Consider the following 17,596-nt stretch of genomic DNA (forward strand, 5'->3'; position numbering starts at 1 on the left):
GTCTTCCCGACCATTCTTTAAAATTTTGGCGGTGTAGCTCAGCTGGCTAGAGCGTTCGGTTCATACCCGAAAGGTCGGGGGTTCGACTCCCTTCGCCGCTACCAATTTTTAGTAACACAGTAATCATTTACTTTTTTATTTGGAGGAATACCCAAGTCTGGCTGAAGGGATCGGTCTTGAAAACCGACAGGCGGGTCAAACCGCGCGGGGGTTCGAATCCCTCTTCCTCCTCCATAAATTTAATAAGTAATTTCTCTAATGTGGAGGGGTAGCGAAGTGGCTAAACGCGGCGGACTGTAAATCCGCTCCCTCCGGGTTCGGCGGTTCGAATCCGTCCCCCTCCACCAAAGTTTTTTGCGAAGCAAAATAACCAAATTTTTTTACAAAGTTAAATAACCAAGCTTTTATATTAGGGGTATAGTTTAAAGGTAGAACGAAGGTCTCCAAAACCTTTGGTGTGGGTTCAATTCCTACTACCCCTGCCAATGATTTGCCGGTGTGGCGGAATTGGCAGACGCGCACGACTCAAAATCGTGTTCCGTGAGGAGTGTCGGTTCGACCCCGACCACCGGTATCATGAAAATCAGTATTATCAAGGCTTCATGCGCTTAATTGCATGGAGCTTTTTTGTGTTTAATTTACACGATGAAATAACCACCAAAAGTGCAGAGGAAATGTGCAGTGACCAAAATAAGAAGGTTATTAACAATGTATTACTAACTTTAAAACCTCGGACATGCCGAGGTTTTTCGTATGATAGACAGGAGGTAGATGAAAGATATGTTTTACTATTGTTATTCGCGATTCATTTATAAAAGGAAATAAGCAACAAAGGTACCAATTAGACCAGTAAACAAGGCAAACGGCATGTTTTTCAAAGTAATTCGGTATGGACTCTGTTCTAAATTTACCGAAGTCAGTGTAACGAGCAAACCATAAGTTCCTACTGTGAATGTAGCTACAGAGCCAGTTATCAAAACAATAGCAATACTGACCGGGTTCATAATTGCTAATAAAGGCGTAATAATCCCAGTTAAAATACCAACAGTGGCTATCGGGTGAATTCCAAACAAACTTAAGAAAACAAAAATAGCTTGTAATAAAAATAATAAAATAAACGGGTAATCTGAAACTAGCAAAATTGGTTTTTGGATAAAATCTAAGAACGATGATTCATTTAAACTGTTTGAAAATAAAGATAGTGATATAAAAAGGACGATAAAATTTTGCATGGTATTTGTCTTAGTTTTCCATGTATTCCAACCAATCACCCAAAAACGACGACTTCTCTTCATGATCATCGACCAAACAAAGGCAAATGGGAAAATCAAGAGCGTTACCGTTAAAGAGAAACCTAACTCAAATAGATTGCCCAATAAAATGACAAGTGTTAAAAACAAGGCAAGAGATACGATTAAGTGGGTAATTTTTTTTGTTAGTTCTTTCACATTTATATCCTGTTGTTTATCTTCATACCCGTTCCCATATGAATATTTCTTATAGTGAAATCGTCCCCATAGTGAATCCACCAAAAGAGTGACCACCGCAATCAATAGCAACCAAGGCAATAAAGAAACATAGTCAACCCCGGTAGTAAAGATGGCCACGGCTAACGTAATCTCCAACGGGCTCCATGCCAGGGCCAATGAATATCCTCTAAGTGTTGAAGTAGTAATAAATGAATTGCGTAGTTCTTTGCTAAGTGAAGCAAAATTCGTCTTTAATACTTCTTGAGCGATGGTAGCAGCAGGTAAATTTAAAAATGCCGCCAACGTATGTGTAATGATTGAGCTACGCGGGTACAGTTTGCCTAAGTCAGAAACGTTTGATTTTATTAGTTGATTTAAACTACGGTCAAATCGGCCGCTTTGAACGACTGTATTCATCCAAGGCAGCATCGCTAAAAGGGCTAACAATGATAGATTGGATGTTAGTAATTCGGGAACATTTTGCAGAGGTTGCCCCGTAGTAACATAAAGAAAACCACCTATAGCAAGGAATGCCCCCCCAAGAATCTTAAAAAGCCTTGAAGCTAATGGAAATGAAATAATTAATATGATAATGGAAAGGATACCTAAAATATAATTTAAGCTTTCACTTACTATAAACACATTAATAATATAGATGATAAATATAAAAGAATAAAATACATAAAGATAGCGGAAAAAAGGATGATGTTTCATGTTGGCCTCCAAAGTGTTTTCAATAAATGGATAATATCTATGAATCTCTTTACTTAATAATTTAAAAAGGAACGATATAATATTTAGTTTCTTATTTAAAGAGGTAACGAGCCATAGGATGCTCTAACTGCTTATCAAGAGACCTAGTGCTTATCTTTCCACCAGCTAACCACAACATAAATAATAAGCAGTAACACCCCGATCTCAATGGCATGGTCGGCTAAGTTAAGAATTCCACCAGAGCGAGGTATAAAATCTGTCACCTGCCCAAACAAAAGCCGGTCAATGCCATTTCCAATTGCCCCTCCGACTAGGAATCCAAAGCTACTATCGATGAGAGCACCCTTCATTTCTTCATTTCTACGAATATATAAAACAACGATCACGAACAGTACAGCCGCAACCCCGAAGAGCCGTGCATAGCCCTGAAATAAACCTCCTGCCATCCCACTATTCTCGATATGTGTAAGCGAGATACCCCACAAAGAAATGTTTTCATTTATGTCAATGTAGATACGAACAAGATATTTAGAAAGCTGGTCCAACACAAAAACAATAATTGCGATTACATAAAATAGCATATATAGACCTTCTTTCCTGCTGGATTATTTGTATTCTAGTCATCAGTATAATTGAAAGCTGTTTTCTTTCCTAATTAAGTGGCTTTTAAGCCATAAGAACCGTCCCTGTGGTATCTTTCCAAAAGTAAACCCGCCGTCAATTGAGACGGCGGGTTCCTTTTTATATTACTTACTTGTTAGTTTGGCTTCTTTAAGATTAAGGTCAACTGTATTAAGGTCGAAGCGGTCTGCATTCATGACCTTGACCCAAGCAGCAATAAAATCACGCACAAACTTCTCTTTGTTATCGTCCTGAGCATAAACTTCTGCAAGGGAACGTAAAACGGAGTTTGAGCCGAACACTAGGTCTACTCGCGTTGCTGTACGTACTACTTCACCAGAAATACGGTCACGTCCTTCATAGACATTTCCATCTACAGGTTTCCACTCCACTCCCATATCAAGTAAATGAACAAAGAAGTCATTTGTAAGTGCACCTACTCGATCAGTGAATACACCGTGACCAATTCCACGGTAGTTTGTACCTAGGACACGCATACCGCCAATTAGTACGGTCATTTCTGGTGCAGTAAGGTTTAAGAGTTGTGCTTTATCTACTAGGAGCTCTTCTGGACTTACAGTGTATTGCTCTTTCTGATAGTTGCGGAACCCGTCTGCAACAGGCTCAAGTACTCCAAAGCTGTCTACATCTGTTTGCTCTTGAGTTGCATCGCCACGTCCAGGTGAAAAAGGTACCGTTACATCAAAACCTGCATTACGGGCAGCCTGTTCTACCGCAGCACTGCCACCCAGTACAATTAAATCGGCAATGCTAACTTCGATATCTAATTTACTTTGAATGTCTTCCAGTACTTGAACTACTTTTTCAAGAAGTTCTGGCTGATTTATTTCCCAATCCTTTTGTGGAGCAAGGCGGATTCGGGCACCATTAGCGCCACCACGCATATCTGAACCACGGAAAGTACTAGCAGAAGCCCAAGCAGTTGTTACTAACTCACTGACGGTAAGTCCTGAATTTAAGATTATTTCTTTTAGTTCTGATACTTCTGTATCTGTTAAATCATAATTACCTGCTGGGATTGGATCTTGCCAGATAAGCTCTTCATCAGGAACTTCTGGGCCAAGATACCTTGTACGTGGTCCCATATCACGATGTGTTAGTTTAAACCACGCACGAGCAAATACTTCAGCGAACTCATTTGGATTCTCATGGAATCGACGAGATATCTTTTCATATTCTGGATCATACCGTAATGCCATATCTGCGGTAGTCATCATAGTCGGAACACGAACCGATGAATCTTCTGCATCCGGTGCAAGATCCTTTTCATCAGGATTTACAGCAAGCCACTGATAGGCACCAGCAGGACTCTTTGTAAGCCACCATTGATACCCAAACAATAGATCAAAGAAGCCATTATCCCACTGGGTTGGATTAGCAGTCCAAGCACCTTCAATACCGCTAGTGATGGTGTCATGACCTTTACCGCTGCCGTGTGTACTTAACCACCCTAAGCCCTGTGCTTCAATGGGAGCAGCTTCTGGTTCAGGACCAACATGTGCAGCATCTCCAGCACCGTGTGCTTTTCCAAATGTATGACCGCCGGCTATTAGTGCTACGGTTTCTTCGTCGTTCATTCCCATACGTGCAAAGGTTTCGCGAATGTCACGACCACTTGCAACCGGATCTGGATTTCCGTTTGGCCCTTCTGGGTTAACATAGATAAGACCCATCTGAACGGCTGCAAGCGGGTTCTCAAGCTCTCTATCACCCGAGTAACGCTTATCACCTAACCATTCCGTTTCAGTACCCCAATAAATATCTTCTTCTGGATGCCAAATGTCTGCGCGTCCTCCGCCAAAACCAAATGTTCTTCCTCCCATTGATTCAATGGCGACATTTCCTGTCAGTATAAATAAGTCAGCCCATGAGAGTTTGTTGCCATACTTTTGTTTAATTGGCCAAAGCAGTCGCCGTGCTTTATCAAGGTTACCATTATCAGGCCAACTATTAAGAGGAGCAAAACGCTGGTTACCAGTTCCAGCTCCACCCCGACCATCACCTGTACGGTATGTACCTGCAGCATGCCAAGCCATACGGATAAAAAATGGACCATAATGTCCATAGTCGGCAGGCCACCAATCTTGACTGTTTGTCATTAAATCGCGAAGGTCCTGTTTGAGAGCGACGTAGTCTAACTTCTTAAATTCTTCTGCATAATCAAATTCTTCTCCCATAGGGTTAGATTTTCTGTCATGCTGATGGAGAATGTTCAAGTTCAACTGGTTCGGCCACCAGTCTCGATTTGATGTACCACTTGTTTTTGTACTAGTAGCACTTCCATGAAACGGGCACTTTCCAATGTTACCATTGTCTGTCATACGTTTTGCTCCTCCTTATTTGTGAAAATTAGGTGGAAGAAAGTTCCCTCTAGAACAAAAAATTGGAAAATTCTTCTCAACTTTAATTATAATAAACTATCGATTATGTTGAAAGTAATATCATCATGTGAGAATGATATATTTGTCAACATGACCAACTATTCTTGGATGTGGTACAAATTCTTGGACAAAAGAATAGATAAAGGTCTATTAATATATGGTTATGAAAACAAAAGACTAAATAGAAGACTAAATAAATACATATCAATAAAAGCTTCTGAAACTCAATCTAGTTAATAGCATGAAAAAAATGCCAGTGCACTAACCAAAAAATGGATGGTGCACTGGCACTTTTTTTATTTATCTGTGTTGATCGACAAGGATTTGATTCCCATCTGGATCTTCAAGTGTGAAATGTGCGGGTCCTTCACTTGTTTCAGCTGCCTTGGTGAGTATTTTTACTCCTTTTTCTTTAAGTTGCTTTTGGAGGTCTCGAATGTCAGTAAAAGATTCGAGATTTTCAGCATTTTGATTCCATCCGGGATTAAAAGTCAGGATGTTCTTTTCAAACATACCTTGGAATAAACCAATGATGGTATCACCATTCTTCATAATTAACCAATTTTGGTTTATATCTCCACCAAATGTTTGAAATCCTAGGTTTTCGTAAAATGATTTTGATAATTGGATGTCTTTTACATTTAAACTAATAGAAAATGCGCCAAGTTTCAAAAAATATTACCTCCATATTAATTCAATTACTAGTAAAAGTATAATTGAGTATTATAAAATAAACAATATTTACCACTACTTGTAGTAATCGTTGAGTAAACGGGTTAGCACCTAAAAAAATTAAAAATGTTCAAAAAATTGTAATATTTAACTTATGATAACCTTTCCACCTTGGGTATAATAGAAATATAGAAACATAGAAACATAGAAACATAGAAAGGTGGTAGTTAAAATGAGAAAACGTAATATTAGCTTTAAAAAACTAGTAAATGATAATAAGCGTGAATTAAAAAGTGATTTAAAAGCAATGGCACGAATTGAGGCTAAGATTGATAATAAGCATTCGAAAAGGTAAATACTTCATGAATAGTAATTAAGAAGGGGCAGCCAATAAAGACAAGAGGGTGCTCTTTTTCATGTTTTAAAGAAGAAATATGAAGGGAAAATTGTTATACTAAATGTAATGACAAGCTGTGGAGATGTTCACCCTATGAATTTTATTACTAAACTTTTTGCGAAAGAAAAAAAATTAAAAATAGATTTTTGTGAAAAAAACCTAGACCGGTTTTTATCAGAGGATTTACAAGATGAATATAATGCTTTTCTAAGTAAAAAAAATATCGAATTTAAAGAGTACCATTGTCAAAGCAGGTGTGAGGAATGTAAGAAATCTCCTTATGCGATTGTAAATGGGGAATTTATTGTGGCTGATGATTCAGCACAATTATTAAAGAGATTTAAACAACTCGAAACGGATAAAGGGTAATGTACAAGTCATGGGTAAGATGTTATAATTTTTTATATTATTTCTTTGGGATTTAAAAATGGCTTCTATTTGCGGGTGTAGTTTAGTGGTAAAACCACAGCCTTCCAAGCTGTTGTTGTGGGTTCGATTCCCATCACCCGCTCCAAACAAACTACAAGCCTAGAGCGTACGCCTTATAAGGTATGAAGTACCGCTAATATTGATACATAAGCCGAACATTTAAAAGTTCGGCTTTTTTGTGTTTGGAATTTTATGCAAAGTAGCAGAGTGTTCATCATTTACCATCGTCAACTTGGATAGTAGAATGATCATAAGTGAATATACGAGATTGGGGAGAAATACATCAAAATGAAAAAACAGGAAAGCGGCTATCGATGGGTAGTATTTGGTACCGTTTTATTTGCTTACTTTTTAATTGTCAGTCAAAGGACAGCTCCAGGGCTAATTACCGATCAATTAATGAAAGACTTTCACGTGTCAGCTTCTGTTATAGGCCTTATGAGCAGTATTCAATTTTTAGCCTATGCAGGATTTCAAATACCTGCTGGGTTATTATCTGATCGATACGGTCCCAATAGATTTCTAATTATCGGTACACTTCTTACCGGGCTAGGGAGCCTTCTCTACAGTGTTTCACCCAATGAATATGTGATGATTTTCTCTCGCTTTTTAGTTGGTACGGGGGATGCAACTATTTTTGTTAACTTGATTTTAATCTTAAATCAGTGGTTTAAGGCAAACGAATTTGTTAGATTGTTAGGAATGATTTCTCTGGTTGCGGGTCTTGGTTCACTAGCAGCTACCGTTCCTTTTTCAATGTGGATTTCATTCTCAGGCTGGAGAACTACATTTCTTACCATAGGAATTATTTTAGTGGTATTTTCCTATGTTTTATATAACGTTCTCGTTTCAAAGCCTGAAAAAATCTTTAAAGATGATTCCAAAGGTAAGAAGATGGCCGCTAGAGAACGAGAAAGTATTTGGCTAATACTTCGCCGAATGTTTTCTACTCGTCAAGCATGGGCAACCTTCCTCTGTCACTTTGGTTTAGTCGGAACCTATATTGGATTTATTGGTTCATGGGGAGTTCCATATGGAATCCATGTATTGGGTCTATCGCTTTCAGAGGCAAGTCAGCTTATCATGTATGGTCTTTTTGGAGCGATGATTGGTGGACCTTTCATTGGCTGGGTTACTAGTAGACTGAATTCGATTAAAAAAATCTACACCCTTATTCATATAATTGTTTTGAGTAGCTGGCTGGTGCTTTTTTTAACAGGCGTGAAACCGCCATTTATTGTGGTAGTGGTTTTGCTTTTTATCATAGGTTTTGGTAGTGGAGCAAGCTCATTAACTTTTGCGGTGGTTAGACAATCTTTCCCGATGAAAGAAGTAGGGGTTGTAACAGGATTTGCCAATATGGGAGGATTTTTAAGTGCTGTTCTATTGCCGATTGTTTTTGGATATATACTAGATCTATTTCCTCAACATTCTATAAACATTGGCTATCATTATGGATTTATCATACCTATTCTCTTTTCAATAGTGGGGTTTATAGGTGTCGTGATAATTAAAGAGGAAATAGTCAAAAAGACTGTTTTGAGTACGTCTTAATCTTTATGTTCAATTTATGATAGCTGCGTTTCTTTAAAAAGCAGTAACGCTTTTTCACTGACGAGCAGGGTGAGTGCAGTGGTAGTTCAAAAAGAGTTCGGAATTCATTGAAACAATAATCTAATTCGTGAAAAAAGAAAGCACCTAAATACACATGCTTTCTTCGTAAAGGTTAGTATCTAATTAGATATAATACATTATGGGGATGAATGTATGGAATATGAACAATTAAAAATTTTTGATGTGCATAGAAATCAAATAGGCGTTGCTACTCGTGAAGATGTACATAGACTTGGGTATTGGCACGAAGCTTTTCACTGTTGGTTTATTAGTAAAGAAAAGGGAACTGATTATATTTATTTACAACTCCGTAGTAGTACAAAAAAGGACTATCCTAACCTTTTGGATATTACTGCGGCTGGGCATTTACTGGCTAATGAAACAGTTCAAGATGGCGTAAGAGAGATTAAGGAAGAGGTCGGGGTTGAAATATCCTTTCAGGAATTAATACCGTTGGGAATAATAGACTACTGTGTGATAAGAGAAGATTTTATAGATAAGGAAATAGCAAACGTATTTTTGTATAAAAGTAAAAAATCCTTTGATGACTTTACTCTTCAGGAAGAAGAAGTTGCGGGAATTGTCAAAGCTGAATTTATCCATTTTGCTGAACTTTGGTTTGGTGATAGAGAATCAATTAGGATAAGTGGTTTTGAAATAAAGAAAGATGGAAATAAAATTTTAATTGATGAGAATGTAGGGAGAAATAAATTTGTACCTCATCAAATTAAATTTTATAAGACTGTTATCGAAAAAATTAAAGTCAACTATGGGGTATAATATGGAAATTTCATTGATTAGACATGGAAAATCACTAGTTACAGAAAACAACAGTATGACTGTCAAGGAGTTCAAAAAGTGGGTTGAAAAGTATGATAATAGTGGAGTGTTTGAAGAATCATTATATCCCTCGGATACAAAAGAAAAAATTTTAGCAGCAAAAATAGTTATCACCAGTGATTTAACTAGGGCAATAGAGTCGGCCAAGTTATTAAATCCAAAAGTAAATATAATTAATGACCCTTTATTTCGAGAAGTTGAATTACCTACTTTTTCATTAAAATTAATTGATGTTAAATTAAGACCGAGTGTTTGGGCAGTCATTCTAAGATCCCTATGGTTTATTGGTGTTTCCACCGAATGTGAATCATTAATTGTAGCAAAGCTCAGAGCAAAAGAGGCATCTCAACAGTTAATTGATTATGCATGTAAATATCAATCGGTAATATTAGTTGGCCACGGCTTTTTTAATATGTTAATAGCTAAAGAGTTGGAGAAAAAGGGTTGGAAAGGTAAAAGAAAAAGGGAAGCAAAGCATTGGCAATGTAATACATATTTTGTATCCAACTAAGGGCAAGAGGAAATGTTAGTGCACTTTTTTATGGCATTTTGGTTTCAAGGAAGGAAACTTTATACCATTATGAGGAAAAGACTTTAGATAAAACAGTGGAAAGAGCTCAGTTTAAGAAACTGTGCTTTTTTTTGTTAAGTATACACCTCTGTATTTTTTGAATTTCCTGCCCTACTACAGGAAAAAAGACATCTTCACCTGTGATATCGATTAGGATTCACCATGGAAATGTCTTTTTTGTGATGAAATATAGTAGGATCACTCAGCTAAAGGTGGAATCCAAAGCTGAGACCAGTTTTCAATCTCCCTTAAAATTGGTTCAAGAGAATGTCCTTTTTCTGTTAATGAGTATTCTATAACGACAGGCATTTCTGGAATAACCTTACGTGTTACAATTCCTTGCTGTTCTAAATCCTTTAAACGCTCCGATAATACTTTTCCACTGATACCAATTGCTGATTGGATTTCACTGAATCGTTGCGGTCCTGACAATAATCGATAAATGACTAATGCAGTCCATCGTTGACTTAAAAGCGAAATGGCTTTTTCGAATCTTGGACAAATAGTTGGCTGCTTCATTTTTTCTAACACCTCTCTATATAAATTAGTATACCACAAAAGAGTAACAAATATAAACCTAGTTTCTTGACAAAAACTAATTACACAAATATACTTAGTTACATAAAGTAAGTATATAAACAAAAATTTTTAAAATCCTAGGAGGACTATTAAATGGGCTTTCATACTAAACCAACTACATTTGTAGGGCATGTCAAAATCAAGGTAGAAAACTTGCAGCGTTCTTTAACATTTTATCAAGATGTTCTTGGTTTTGATATTTTAGAACAAACAGCTTCAACCATAAAGCTAACAAGTGATGGTAAAACTAGTATTTTGTCACTGGAACAACCTGAAAACGTTAAACCGAAAAAAGGAAGAACGACAGGTTTATATCATTTTGCTATTCTTTTACCTAATAGATCTGATTTAGCTAATATTGTTGTTCATTTGGTGAATAAGGGAATAAAATTTGGTTCTTCTGATCACCTTGTAAGTGAGGCGTTGTATTTAGATGATCCTGATGGAAATGGTATTGAAATTTATATCGATCGGGCTCCATCTAAATGGAGCTGGAAAGGTGAAGAAGTGGCGATGGCCGTTGATCCACTTGATTTTAAAAATCTCTTAACCACTGTTATCCCGGGCAAGACTTGGAATGGAATGCCAGTGGGAACGGTAATGGGGCATATTCATTTACATGTTTCTGAATTGAAAAAAACAGAAGAATTTTATGTAAAAGGACTTGGATTTGATGTCGTCAATCGATATGGCAGCCAGGCACTTTTCATTTCGGCTGGAAAATACCACCATCATATTGGCCTTAATACATGGAATGGGGTAGGAGCACCAACCCCTGCAAAAAATAGCGTTGGCTTGGAATCTTTCACACTCATTTTGTCTGATGAAGAAACACGTTCTCAAGTAGTAAGCAATTTGAGACGGATTGGTGCGAACGTTACGGAAGAAAACAATAAATTTGTAACGCATGATCCATCTGGAAATCGAGTGGAGTTAGCAATATAAAATTGGGAGGAATCCAATTGTCTACTAGTAAAGAAAACGGCATTGAAATTGGTATCTACACACTTGCAGATATTGGCCCTGATCCTCTAACAGGTAAAACGATTACTGCCCAGCAGAGAGTGAAAGAGATTATTCAAGCAGCAAAGCTAGCTGATGAAGCTGGATTGGATGTCTTTGGAGTAGGGGAACACCATCGGTTAGATTATGCTGTCTCATCTCCAGCCGTTATTTTATCTGCCATTGCACAGGTAACCAACCGTATTAAATTAACAAGTACGACAAGTGTGCTAAGTACACTCGACCCCGTACGCTTATTCGAGGATTTTGCAACCTTGGATTTGTTATCAGACGGACGTGCAGAAATCTTAGCAGGCAGGGGTGCCTTTATAGAATCATTCCCTCTATTCGGATATAGCACAAATGATTATGATGAGCTTTTTTCCGAACATATGGATTTGCTTCTACAACTTAATAGAAATGAAAGGGTTACTTGGTCGGGGGATTATCGTTCAGCTTTAAGGGATGCGGAAATCTCACCACGCCCTGTACAGGAGCAAATACCAATTTGGATTGGCGTTGGTGGAACACCTGAGAGTGCCGTTCGAGCCGGGAGATTCGGGGTAGGCATGGCACTGGCCATTTTAGGCGGTGATCCATTTCGTTTTAAGCCGCTTGTAGACATTTATCGTAAGGCTGGATTAGAAGCAGGACATTCCCCTGAAGTTTTAAAAGTGGGGGTAACGGGGCATGCTTATATCGCGACTACAACGAATCAAGCTAAAGATGAGTTCTTTCCTTACTATTCAAATTATTGGTCCTATGTGAATCGCCAAAGAGGCATGGGAACGAGAATGTCGAGGGAGGATTTCGAGCATATGGCAAGTCCAAATACAGCATTGTTCGTAGGCAGCCCTCAGCAAATTGTCGAGAAAGTTCTTAGGCAACATGAACTTTTTGGCCACACACGTTTCCTAGCCCAAGTTGATATAGGGGGATTACCTTTTAATAAAGTAGCTGAAAATATTGAATTATTAGCTACAGAGGTTGCACCAGCAGTTAGAAAGGCAACAAGTAAATAACAAGTAGGAGGAATTTAGAATGAACATCGCAATTGTTGGAGCAAGTGGAAAAGCAGGAAACCTTATTTTGAAAGAGGCAGTAACTAGAGGACATCAAGTAACGGCAATCGTACGAGACGCGTCTAAACTTCAAGATAAAAATGTAGCCGTCATTGAGAAAAATGTTTTCGATTTAACAACCAGTGATTTAAAAACTTTTGATGTTGTCATCAATGCCTTTGGTGCTCCGCTTGGTGAGGAAAAAGCACATGTGGATGCAGGTCATGCGTTAATCGAGGCACTTAAAGGAACAACTACCAAATTAATCGTTGTCGGCGGAGCAGGAAGTCTTTTTGTCGACGAGAACAAAACGATAAGATTAATTGATACTCCTGAATTTCCGGATTTTGTAAAACCAACGGCTTTAGGCCAAGGAAGAAACCTGCAAGAATTACAGGAGTCAACGGACTTAACATGGACATTTATCAGCCCTTCTGCTGTATTTGATGCAGAAGGAAAAAGAACAGGATCTTATCAGTCAGGGAAAGATCATCTTCTGGTTAATTCAAAAGGTGAAAGTTATATCAGCTATGCTGACTTTGCATTAGCAGTAGTAGATGAAGTCGAAAATCCGAAGCATGTAAATGAGCGATTTACGGTAGTTGGAGAAGCAGAATAAAATTCTAAAAACACTCACAAATGTTGTAACATCAACGTTTGTGAGTGTTTTTTGTTTTAATCTATATGTCGATAAGACAAGTACTTCTTGATGCTCTTAAAAATGGGGGATTCATGGAATAAATTGGATTTTAAATAATTAACTATTTTGACAAAAAATATGTTGTACAAATAGTATCGCTTATTGTATAAATGTTATATACTAAATATTAATAAGTATAACACAATAGCGTAAATTAAATTGAAAAGGGGGTCAATGTGATTAAACTGTCGAAACGCCAAGACGAAATTTTGAGGATTGTGAAAGAAAGTGGACCGATTACGGGACAACAAATTGCAGAAAAGCTCTCATTAACAAGAGCTGCATTAAGACCAGACTTAGCGATCTTAACGATGGCAGGAAATTTGGATGCCAGACCGCGCGTTGGTTATTTTTTCAATCATAATTATGAAGTAAAGCTCCAGGCAGAAAAATTTCTGCATCAAAAAGTTGCCGATTATAAAGCTCATCCCATCGTAGTTGAAAAATCCACTTCTGTATATGATGCGATTGTTCAATTATTTTTAGAGGATGTTGGTACACTTTATACGGTAGACAGCAGCGGGTATTTAGCAGGAGTCATCTCTAGAAAAGATTTGCTGCGGACAGCTATTGGCAATCAAGACTTACAAGAACTTCCTTGCAGCGTCATCATGACCAGAATGCCTAACATCATTACGATTACTCTCGAAGAAACATTGCTGGAAGCTGCTAATAAGATGATCACCAATCACATTGACTCCTTACCGGTTGTGAAAGAAGTTAATCCTGGAAACCATACATATTTACTTGTCGGTCGGATTACCAAAACAACGATTACACGAGCATATCTAGAAATAATGGAGCAAAATTCAGTATAAAGGGGTTGGCAACGATTTTAGGAGAGAAGGAAGTTGTTTATGTGGTTTCAGACTCTGTTGGGGAAACGGCAGAGTTTGTGGTAAAAGCTGTAGCAACACAATTTAACGGTGGTAATGTTGAGATTCGCCGAAATTCCTATGTTGAAGATTTAGAAGACATTGAGGATATTATGATTCTAGCAAAAATAGGTAAGGCGATTATCGCCTATACAATTGTCGTGCCAGTTTTAAAGGAATATTTAGATCGGCGTGCAACAGAAGAGAACATTATCGCCGTCGATTTGCTAAGTCCGTTGATGAATGCATTCACCACTAGTTTTAACAAAAAGCCTCATCACCAGCCAGGCTTAATGAGAAAGCTAGATGAAGAGTATTTTAGAAAAATAGAAGCCATTGAATTTGCTGTCAAATATGATGATGGACGCGATCCAAGAGGAATTCTGAAAGCTGATATCGTCCTGATAGGTGTTTCAAGGACGTCAAAGACACCACTATCGATGTATTTGGCACATAAACGCTTTAAGGTTGCGAATGTTCCCTTAGTCCCAGAGGTCCCAGCACCGGATGAACTGTTCGAAATCCCAAGAAAAAATTGTATTGGGCTAATTATTTCACCAGATAAATTAAACGAGATCCGTATTGAACGACTTAAGGCATTAGGTTTAGGGTCCCAAGCAAGTTACGCAAGCTTCGAGAGAATTCTTGATGAACTGGATTATGCTGAAAAAATTATGAAGCGAGTAGGCTGTCCAATTATCAATGTTTCCAATAAGGCAATTGAAGAAACAGCGGGTTTAATTTTAGAAGTGTTGAAGAAAGAGAGGAGCTTATGATGATGGAAAAATTCGTTTACTTGTTTCATGAAGGAAATGGAAATATGAAGGAGACGCTTGGAGGAAAAGGGGCAAACCTAGCAGAAATGACACGTATTGGCTTACCCGTTCCTTATGGTTTTACCATTTCAACACAAGCTTGTAATGCCTATTATGATGCAGGAAAAACCATTCCATCTATCGTAGAAAGTCAAGTTTTAGGTGCCCTCACTAACCTCGAAGAAAAAATGGGGAAAAAACTAGGGGATGCAAAAAATCCATTACTCGTTTCTGTACGGTCAGGTTCAGTATTTTCAATGCCGGGGATGATGGATACCGTCCTAAACCTGGGTATGAATGATGAAACAGTAATTGGAATGGGGGATTTAACCAACAATCCTCGTTTTGCCTATGACTCTTACCGTCGTTTCATTCAAATGTTCAGTAATGTCGTCCTAGATATCAATACGTATTATTTTGAACAATTATTAGAAGAAACACGTGAGCAGAAAGGCTATCATGCGGATCCAGAAATGACCGCTGAAGACTGGAAAGAAGTTATTGAAGGCTATAAAGGAATTGTAAAAAAACATACAAAAAAAGACTTTCCGCAGGATCCGAAGGAACAGCTATTTCTGGCAATTAACGCGGTGTTTGACTCTTGGAATAATCAACGTGCCATCGTCTACCGCCGCTTGAATAAAATTCCAGATCACCTCGGAACAGCAGTAAATATTCAAAGTATGGTATTCGGTAACATGGGAGACGATTCAGGAACAGGAGTAGCGTTTACTCGAAATCCATCAACGGGCGAGCATGTACTTTATGGTGAGTATTTAATCAATGCACAAGGTGAAGATGTGGTAGCAGGAATTCGGACGCCGCAGCCGATTCAAACGTTAAAAGACGAAATGCCAGCCGTATTCAAGCAATTTGCTGATACATGCAAACGTCTGGAGCAGCATTATCAGGAAATGCAGGATATTGAATTTACGGTAGAGCGCGGAAAATTATTTATTCTCCAAACCCGTAATGGTAAGCGGACGGCACAAGCTGCAATTCGCATTGCGGTTGAAATGGTGGAGGAAGGAATTATTGACAAAAAGACCGCCTTGCTTCGTGTAGATCCCGATCAATTAAACCAGCTGCTTCACCGTCGAATTGATGATAAATATGAACGTACATTGTTAGCAAAAGGTCTGCCAGCATCACCTGGGGCTGCTACTGGTCAAGTAGTGTTTGATGCTGACGAGGCGGAGGAATTAGGGAATGCTGGTAAAAAGGTCATTCTCGTCCGTCCGGAAACTACTCCTGATGATATTCATGGCATCGTTGCAGCGCAAGCAATCTTAACGAGCCGTGGCGGTATGACGAGTCACGCAGCAGTGGTGGCACGTGGTATGGGTAAAGCGTGTATTTGCGGATGTGAAGCTCTAAAAATTGATGTAAAAGCAAAACAATTTACCGTTGAAGAGAAAGTTATAAATTACGGTGATGTGATTACCATTGATGGTTCTACAGGTGAAATCATGCTTGGGGAAATTCCTATGATTGAACCACAGCTTTCCGATGAGTTCCAATTATTATTGGCTTGGGCGGACCAGGAGCGTAAAATTGGCGTCCGTGCGAATGCCGATAATCCAGAGGATGCACGAAAAGCGTTTGAATTCGGTGCTGGCGGAATTGGCTTGTGCCGAACAGAGCATATGTTTATGGACTTAAAGCGAATTCCAATTGTTCAAAAAATGATTTTAGCTGAAAGCTTCAATGAGCGTAAGGAAGCGCTTGATGAGCTATTGCCAATGCAGCAAGGTGATTTTGAAGGGATTTTTGAAGCGATGCAAGGATTCCCAGTTACGATTCGTTTACTTGATCCACCATTACACGAATTCTTACCAGATAAGGAAGAACTTTTAGTTGAAGTAACAAAGCTGCAAATTTTGGATCCTTCTTCACCAGAGCTCAAGAAAAAAGAGTTATTGTTGAAAAAGGTTCGCCAATTAGATGAATTCAACCCAATGCTTGGCCATCGTGGCTGCCGACTTGGTATGGTTTACCCTGAAATTTATGAAATGCAAGCAAAGGCAATTTTCTATGCAGCTGCGAAGCTAGCGGATAAAGGAATGGAAGTGCAGCCTGAGATTATGATCCCGCTTGTTGGACATGTGAATGAGTTGAAGCAAATGCGCCAGCTTGTGGTAGATGCTGCCGAAAAGGTACAGGAAGAAACAGGAAAGCAATTTGAATATACGATTGGAACGATGATTGAGATTCCACGTGCAGCACTTACTGCTGACCAAATTGCCGAAGAAGCAGATTTCTTCTCTTTTGGTACAAATGACCTAACTCAAACAACATTTGGATACAGTCGTGATGACGCAGAAGGAAAGTTCCTTCAGAACTATATTGAAAATAAAGTCCTGCCAGAAAATCCATTTGCGGTCCTTGATCAAGAAGGTGTTGGCAGATTAGTAGAAATGGGTGTAAGGCTTGGTCGTGAAGCAAAGCCAACGTTAAAAACAGGTATTTGTGGTGAACATGGCGGCGAAAAAACATCGATTGATTTCTGCTACAAAACCGGTCTGGATTATGTAAGTTGCTCTCCTTACCGTGTGCCGCTGGCAAGATTGGCTGCCGCACAAGCAACGATTCGTCATGAATCCAATAAGGAAGAAGTTTATACTACGGCTTAAATTGATAAACAATTTTAACCTGGAATGAAAACAGTAAAAATCTAAATAAAAATGACTATCAAATTGCTTTGATAGTCATTTTTTATGCTAACTTTTACAGAACATTTGCTAATTTTCGTTTACAAAAATTATAGATTTCAGAAAAATTAAAATAGGGAGTATATTTTGAAAAGTTGTTGACAGAGATAAAAGGTGTATAGTA

16 protein-coding genes and 6 tRNA genes are annotated in these 17,596 nt (G+C 38.4%); 17 read left to right on the forward strand and 5 right to left on the reverse strand.

All coding sequences use genetic code 11. From position 1 onward, the window contains the following. The first annotated feature begins 27 nt into the window (after positions 1-27). The 5 genes from V7124_RS23315 to V7124_RS23335 all read left to right on the forward strand — a co-directional run bounded on the left by V7124_RS23315 (position 28) and on the right by V7124_RS23335 (position 574). A tRNA-Met gene (locus V7124_RS23315) sits at positions 28-104 on the forward strand. A 37-nt stretch (positions 105-141) separates the two neighbouring features. Next, positions 142-234, forward strand: a tRNA-Ser gene (locus V7124_RS23320). Positions 235-262: 28 nt separating this feature from the next. Next, positions 263-347, forward strand: a tRNA-Tyr gene (locus V7124_RS23325). Positions 348-411: 64 nt separating this feature from the next. Beyond that, positions 412-485: transfer RNA gene (locus V7124_RS23330), tRNA-Trp, on the forward strand. A 7-nt stretch (positions 486-492) separates the two neighbouring features. Then, positions 493-574: transfer RNA gene (locus tag V7124_RS23335), tRNA-Leu, on the forward strand. Positions 575-809: 235 nt separating this feature from the next. Here V7124_RS23335 and V7124_RS23340 read toward each other — a convergent pair. From V7124_RS23340 to V7124_RS23355, 4 genes are all read right to left on the reverse strand, one after another. Beyond that, complete coding sequence (locus tag V7124_RS23340) at positions 810-2,183, reverse strand: hypothetical protein (protein ID WP_335493936.1); 1,374 nt, start codon at positions 2,181-2,183, stop codon at positions 810-812. Positions 2,184-2,326: 143 nt separating this feature from the next. Further along, a complete protein-coding gene (lspA, locus tag V7124_RS23345) occupies positions 2,327-2,764 on the reverse strand; it encodes a signal peptidase II (protein WP_335493939.1) in 438 nt (145 codons plus the stop codon). Positions 2,765-2,929: 165 nt separating this feature from the next. Continuing rightward, positions 2,930-5,146 (reverse strand): catalase/peroxidase HPI, encoded by a 2,217-nt coding sequence (gene katG, locus V7124_RS23350; RefSeq protein ID WP_335493941.1) that lies wholly within the window; start codon positions 5,144-5,146, stop codon positions 2,930-2,932. A 360-nt stretch (positions 5,147-5,506) separates the two neighbouring features. Further along, positions 5,507-5,878 carry a VOC family protein gene (locus tag V7124_RS23355; RefSeq protein ID WP_335493943.1) on the reverse strand — a complete coding sequence of 124 codons (372 nt, stop codon included), beginning with the start codon at positions 5,876-5,878 and terminating at the stop codon, positions 5,507-5,509. A gap of 232 nt (positions 5,879-6,110) precedes the next feature. On the opposite strand from V7124_RS23355, the gene V7124_RS23360 reads away from it, so the two are divergent. From V7124_RS23360 to V7124_RS23385, 6 genes are all read left to right on the forward strand, one after another. Then, a complete protein-coding gene (locus tag V7124_RS23360; RefSeq protein ID WP_335412857.1) occupies positions 6,111-6,233 on the forward strand; it encodes an FbpB family small basic protein in 123 nt (40 codons plus the stop codon). A 135-nt stretch (positions 6,234-6,368) separates the two neighbouring features. Further along, positions 6,369-6,644, forward strand: a complete 276-nt coding sequence (locus tag V7124_RS23365) for a DUF1450 domain-containing protein (protein ID WP_335412859.1) — start codon at positions 6,369-6,371, stop codon at positions 6,642-6,644. A gap of 71 nt (positions 6,645-6,715) precedes the next feature. Beyond that, positions 6,716-6,789 (forward strand) — tRNA-Gly (locus tag V7124_RS23370). Positions 6,790-6,992: 203 nt separating this feature from the next. Next, positions 6,993-8,258, forward strand: a complete 1,266-nt coding sequence (locus V7124_RS23375) for an MFS transporter (RefSeq protein ID WP_335493945.1) — start codon at positions 6,993-6,995, stop codon at positions 8,256-8,258. A gap of 213 nt (positions 8,259-8,471) precedes the next feature. Further along, a complete protein-coding gene (locus V7124_RS23380) occupies positions 8,472-9,098 on the forward strand; it encodes an NUDIX hydrolase (protein ID WP_335493947.1) in 627 nt (208 codons plus the stop codon). 1 nt (position 9,099) lies between these two features. After that, positions 9,100-9,669, forward strand: a complete 570-nt coding sequence (locus tag V7124_RS23385; RefSeq protein WP_335493949.1) for a histidine phosphatase family protein — start codon at positions 9,100-9,102, stop codon at positions 9,667-9,669. 258 nt (positions 9,670-9,927) lie between these two features. Here V7124_RS23385 and V7124_RS23390 read toward each other — a convergent pair whose 3' ends face one another. Then, positions 9,928-10,248 carry a winged helix-turn-helix transcriptional regulator gene (locus V7124_RS23390; RefSeq protein WP_335412865.1) on the reverse strand — a complete coding sequence of 107 codons (321 nt, stop codon included), beginning with the start codon at positions 10,246-10,248 and terminating at the stop codon, positions 9,928-9,930. A 153-nt stretch (positions 10,249-10,401) separates the two neighbouring features. Here V7124_RS23390 and V7124_RS23395 point away from each other — a divergent pair, with 153 nt between their 5' ends. From V7124_RS23395 to ppdK, 6 genes are all read left to right on the forward strand, one after another. Further along, on the forward strand, positions 10,402-11,253 hold the full coding sequence (locus V7124_RS23395; protein WP_335412868.1) for a VOC family protein: 852 nt from the start codon (positions 10,402-10,404) through the stop codon (positions 11,251-11,253). A gap of 17 nt (positions 11,254-11,270) precedes the next feature. Beyond that, entirely contained in the window at positions 11,271-12,332 is a 1,062-nt protein-coding gene (locus V7124_RS23400; RefSeq protein ID WP_335493952.1) for an LLM class flavin-dependent oxidoreductase, read from the forward strand. Positions 12,333-12,351: 19 nt separating this feature from the next. Further along, positions 12,352-12,990 carry an NAD(P)-dependent oxidoreductase gene (locus tag V7124_RS23405; RefSeq protein ID WP_335493954.1) on the forward strand — a complete coding sequence of 213 codons (639 nt, stop codon included), beginning with the start codon at positions 12,352-12,354 and terminating at the stop codon, positions 12,988-12,990. 257 nt (positions 12,991-13,247) lie between these two features. Continuing rightward, entirely contained in the window at positions 13,248-13,889 is a 642-nt protein-coding gene (locus V7124_RS23410; RefSeq protein WP_335412875.1) for a helix-turn-helix transcriptional regulator, read from the forward strand. 5 nt (positions 13,890-13,894) lie between these two features. Further along, positions 13,895-14,722, forward strand: a complete 828-nt coding sequence (locus tag V7124_RS23415; RefSeq protein WP_335412877.1) for a pyruvate, water dikinase regulatory protein — start codon at positions 13,895-13,897, stop codon at positions 14,720-14,722. Positions 14,723-14,724: 2 nt separating this feature from the next. Continuing rightward, on the forward strand, positions 14,725-17,394 hold the full coding sequence (gene ppdK, locus V7124_RS23420) for a pyruvate, phosphate dikinase (RefSeq protein ID WP_335493956.1): 2,670 nt from the start codon (positions 14,725-14,727) through the stop codon (positions 17,392-17,394). Positions 17,395-17,596: the final 202 nt, after the last annotated feature.

The sequence above is a fragment of the Neobacillus niacini genome (assembly GCF_036961885.1).
Lineage (GTDB): Bacteria > Bacillota > Bacilli > Bacillales > Cytobacillaceae > Neobacillus > Neobacillus niacini_H.

Bases quoted from the DNA above. Each gene is read 5' to 3' on its own strand.
- lspA (WP_335493939.1), bottom strand. From the start codon at position 2,764: ATGCTATTTTATGTAATCGCAATTATTGTTTTTGTGTTGGACCAGCTT.
- V7124_RS23375 (WP_335493945.1), top strand. From the start codon at position 6,993: ATGAAAAAACAGGAAAGCGGCTATCGATGGGTAGTATTTGGTACCGTT.
- katG (WP_335493941.1), bottom strand. From the start codon at position 5,146: ATGACAGACAATGGTAACATTGGAAAGTGCCCGTTTCATGGAAGTGCT.
- V7124_RS23340 (WP_335493936.1), bottom strand. From the start codon at position 2,183: ATGAAACATCATCCTTTTTTCCGCTATCTTTATGTATTTTATTCTTTT.
- V7124_RS23380 (WP_335493947.1), top strand. From the start codon at position 8,472: ATGGAATATGAACAATTAAAAATTTTTGATGTGCATAGAAATCAAATA.
- ppdK (WP_335493956.1), top strand. From the start codon at position 14,725: ATGGAAAAATTCGTTTACTTGTTTCATGAAGGAAATGGAAATATGAAG.
- V7124_RS23390 (WP_335412865.1), bottom strand. From the start codon at position 10,248: ATGAAGCAGCCAACTATTTGTCCAAGATTCGAAAAAGCCATTTCGCTT.
- V7124_RS23360 (WP_335412857.1), top strand. From the start codon at position 6,111: ATGAGAAAACGTAATATTAGCTTTAAAAAACTAGTAAATGATAATAAG.
- V7124_RS23395 (WP_335412868.1), top strand. From the start codon at position 10,402: ATGGGCTTTCATACTAAACCAACTACATTTGTAGGGCATGTCAAAATC.
- V7124_RS23385 (WP_335493949.1), top strand. From the start codon at position 9,100: ATGGAAATTTCATTGATTAGACATGGAAAATCACTAGTTACAGAAAAC.
- V7124_RS23405 (WP_335493954.1), top strand. From the start codon at position 12,352: ATGAACATCGCAATTGTTGGAGCAAGTGGAAAAGCAGGAAACCTTATT.
- V7124_RS23365 (WP_335412859.1), top strand. From the start codon at position 6,369: ATGAATTTTATTACTAAACTTTTTGCGAAAGAAAAAAAATTAAAAATA.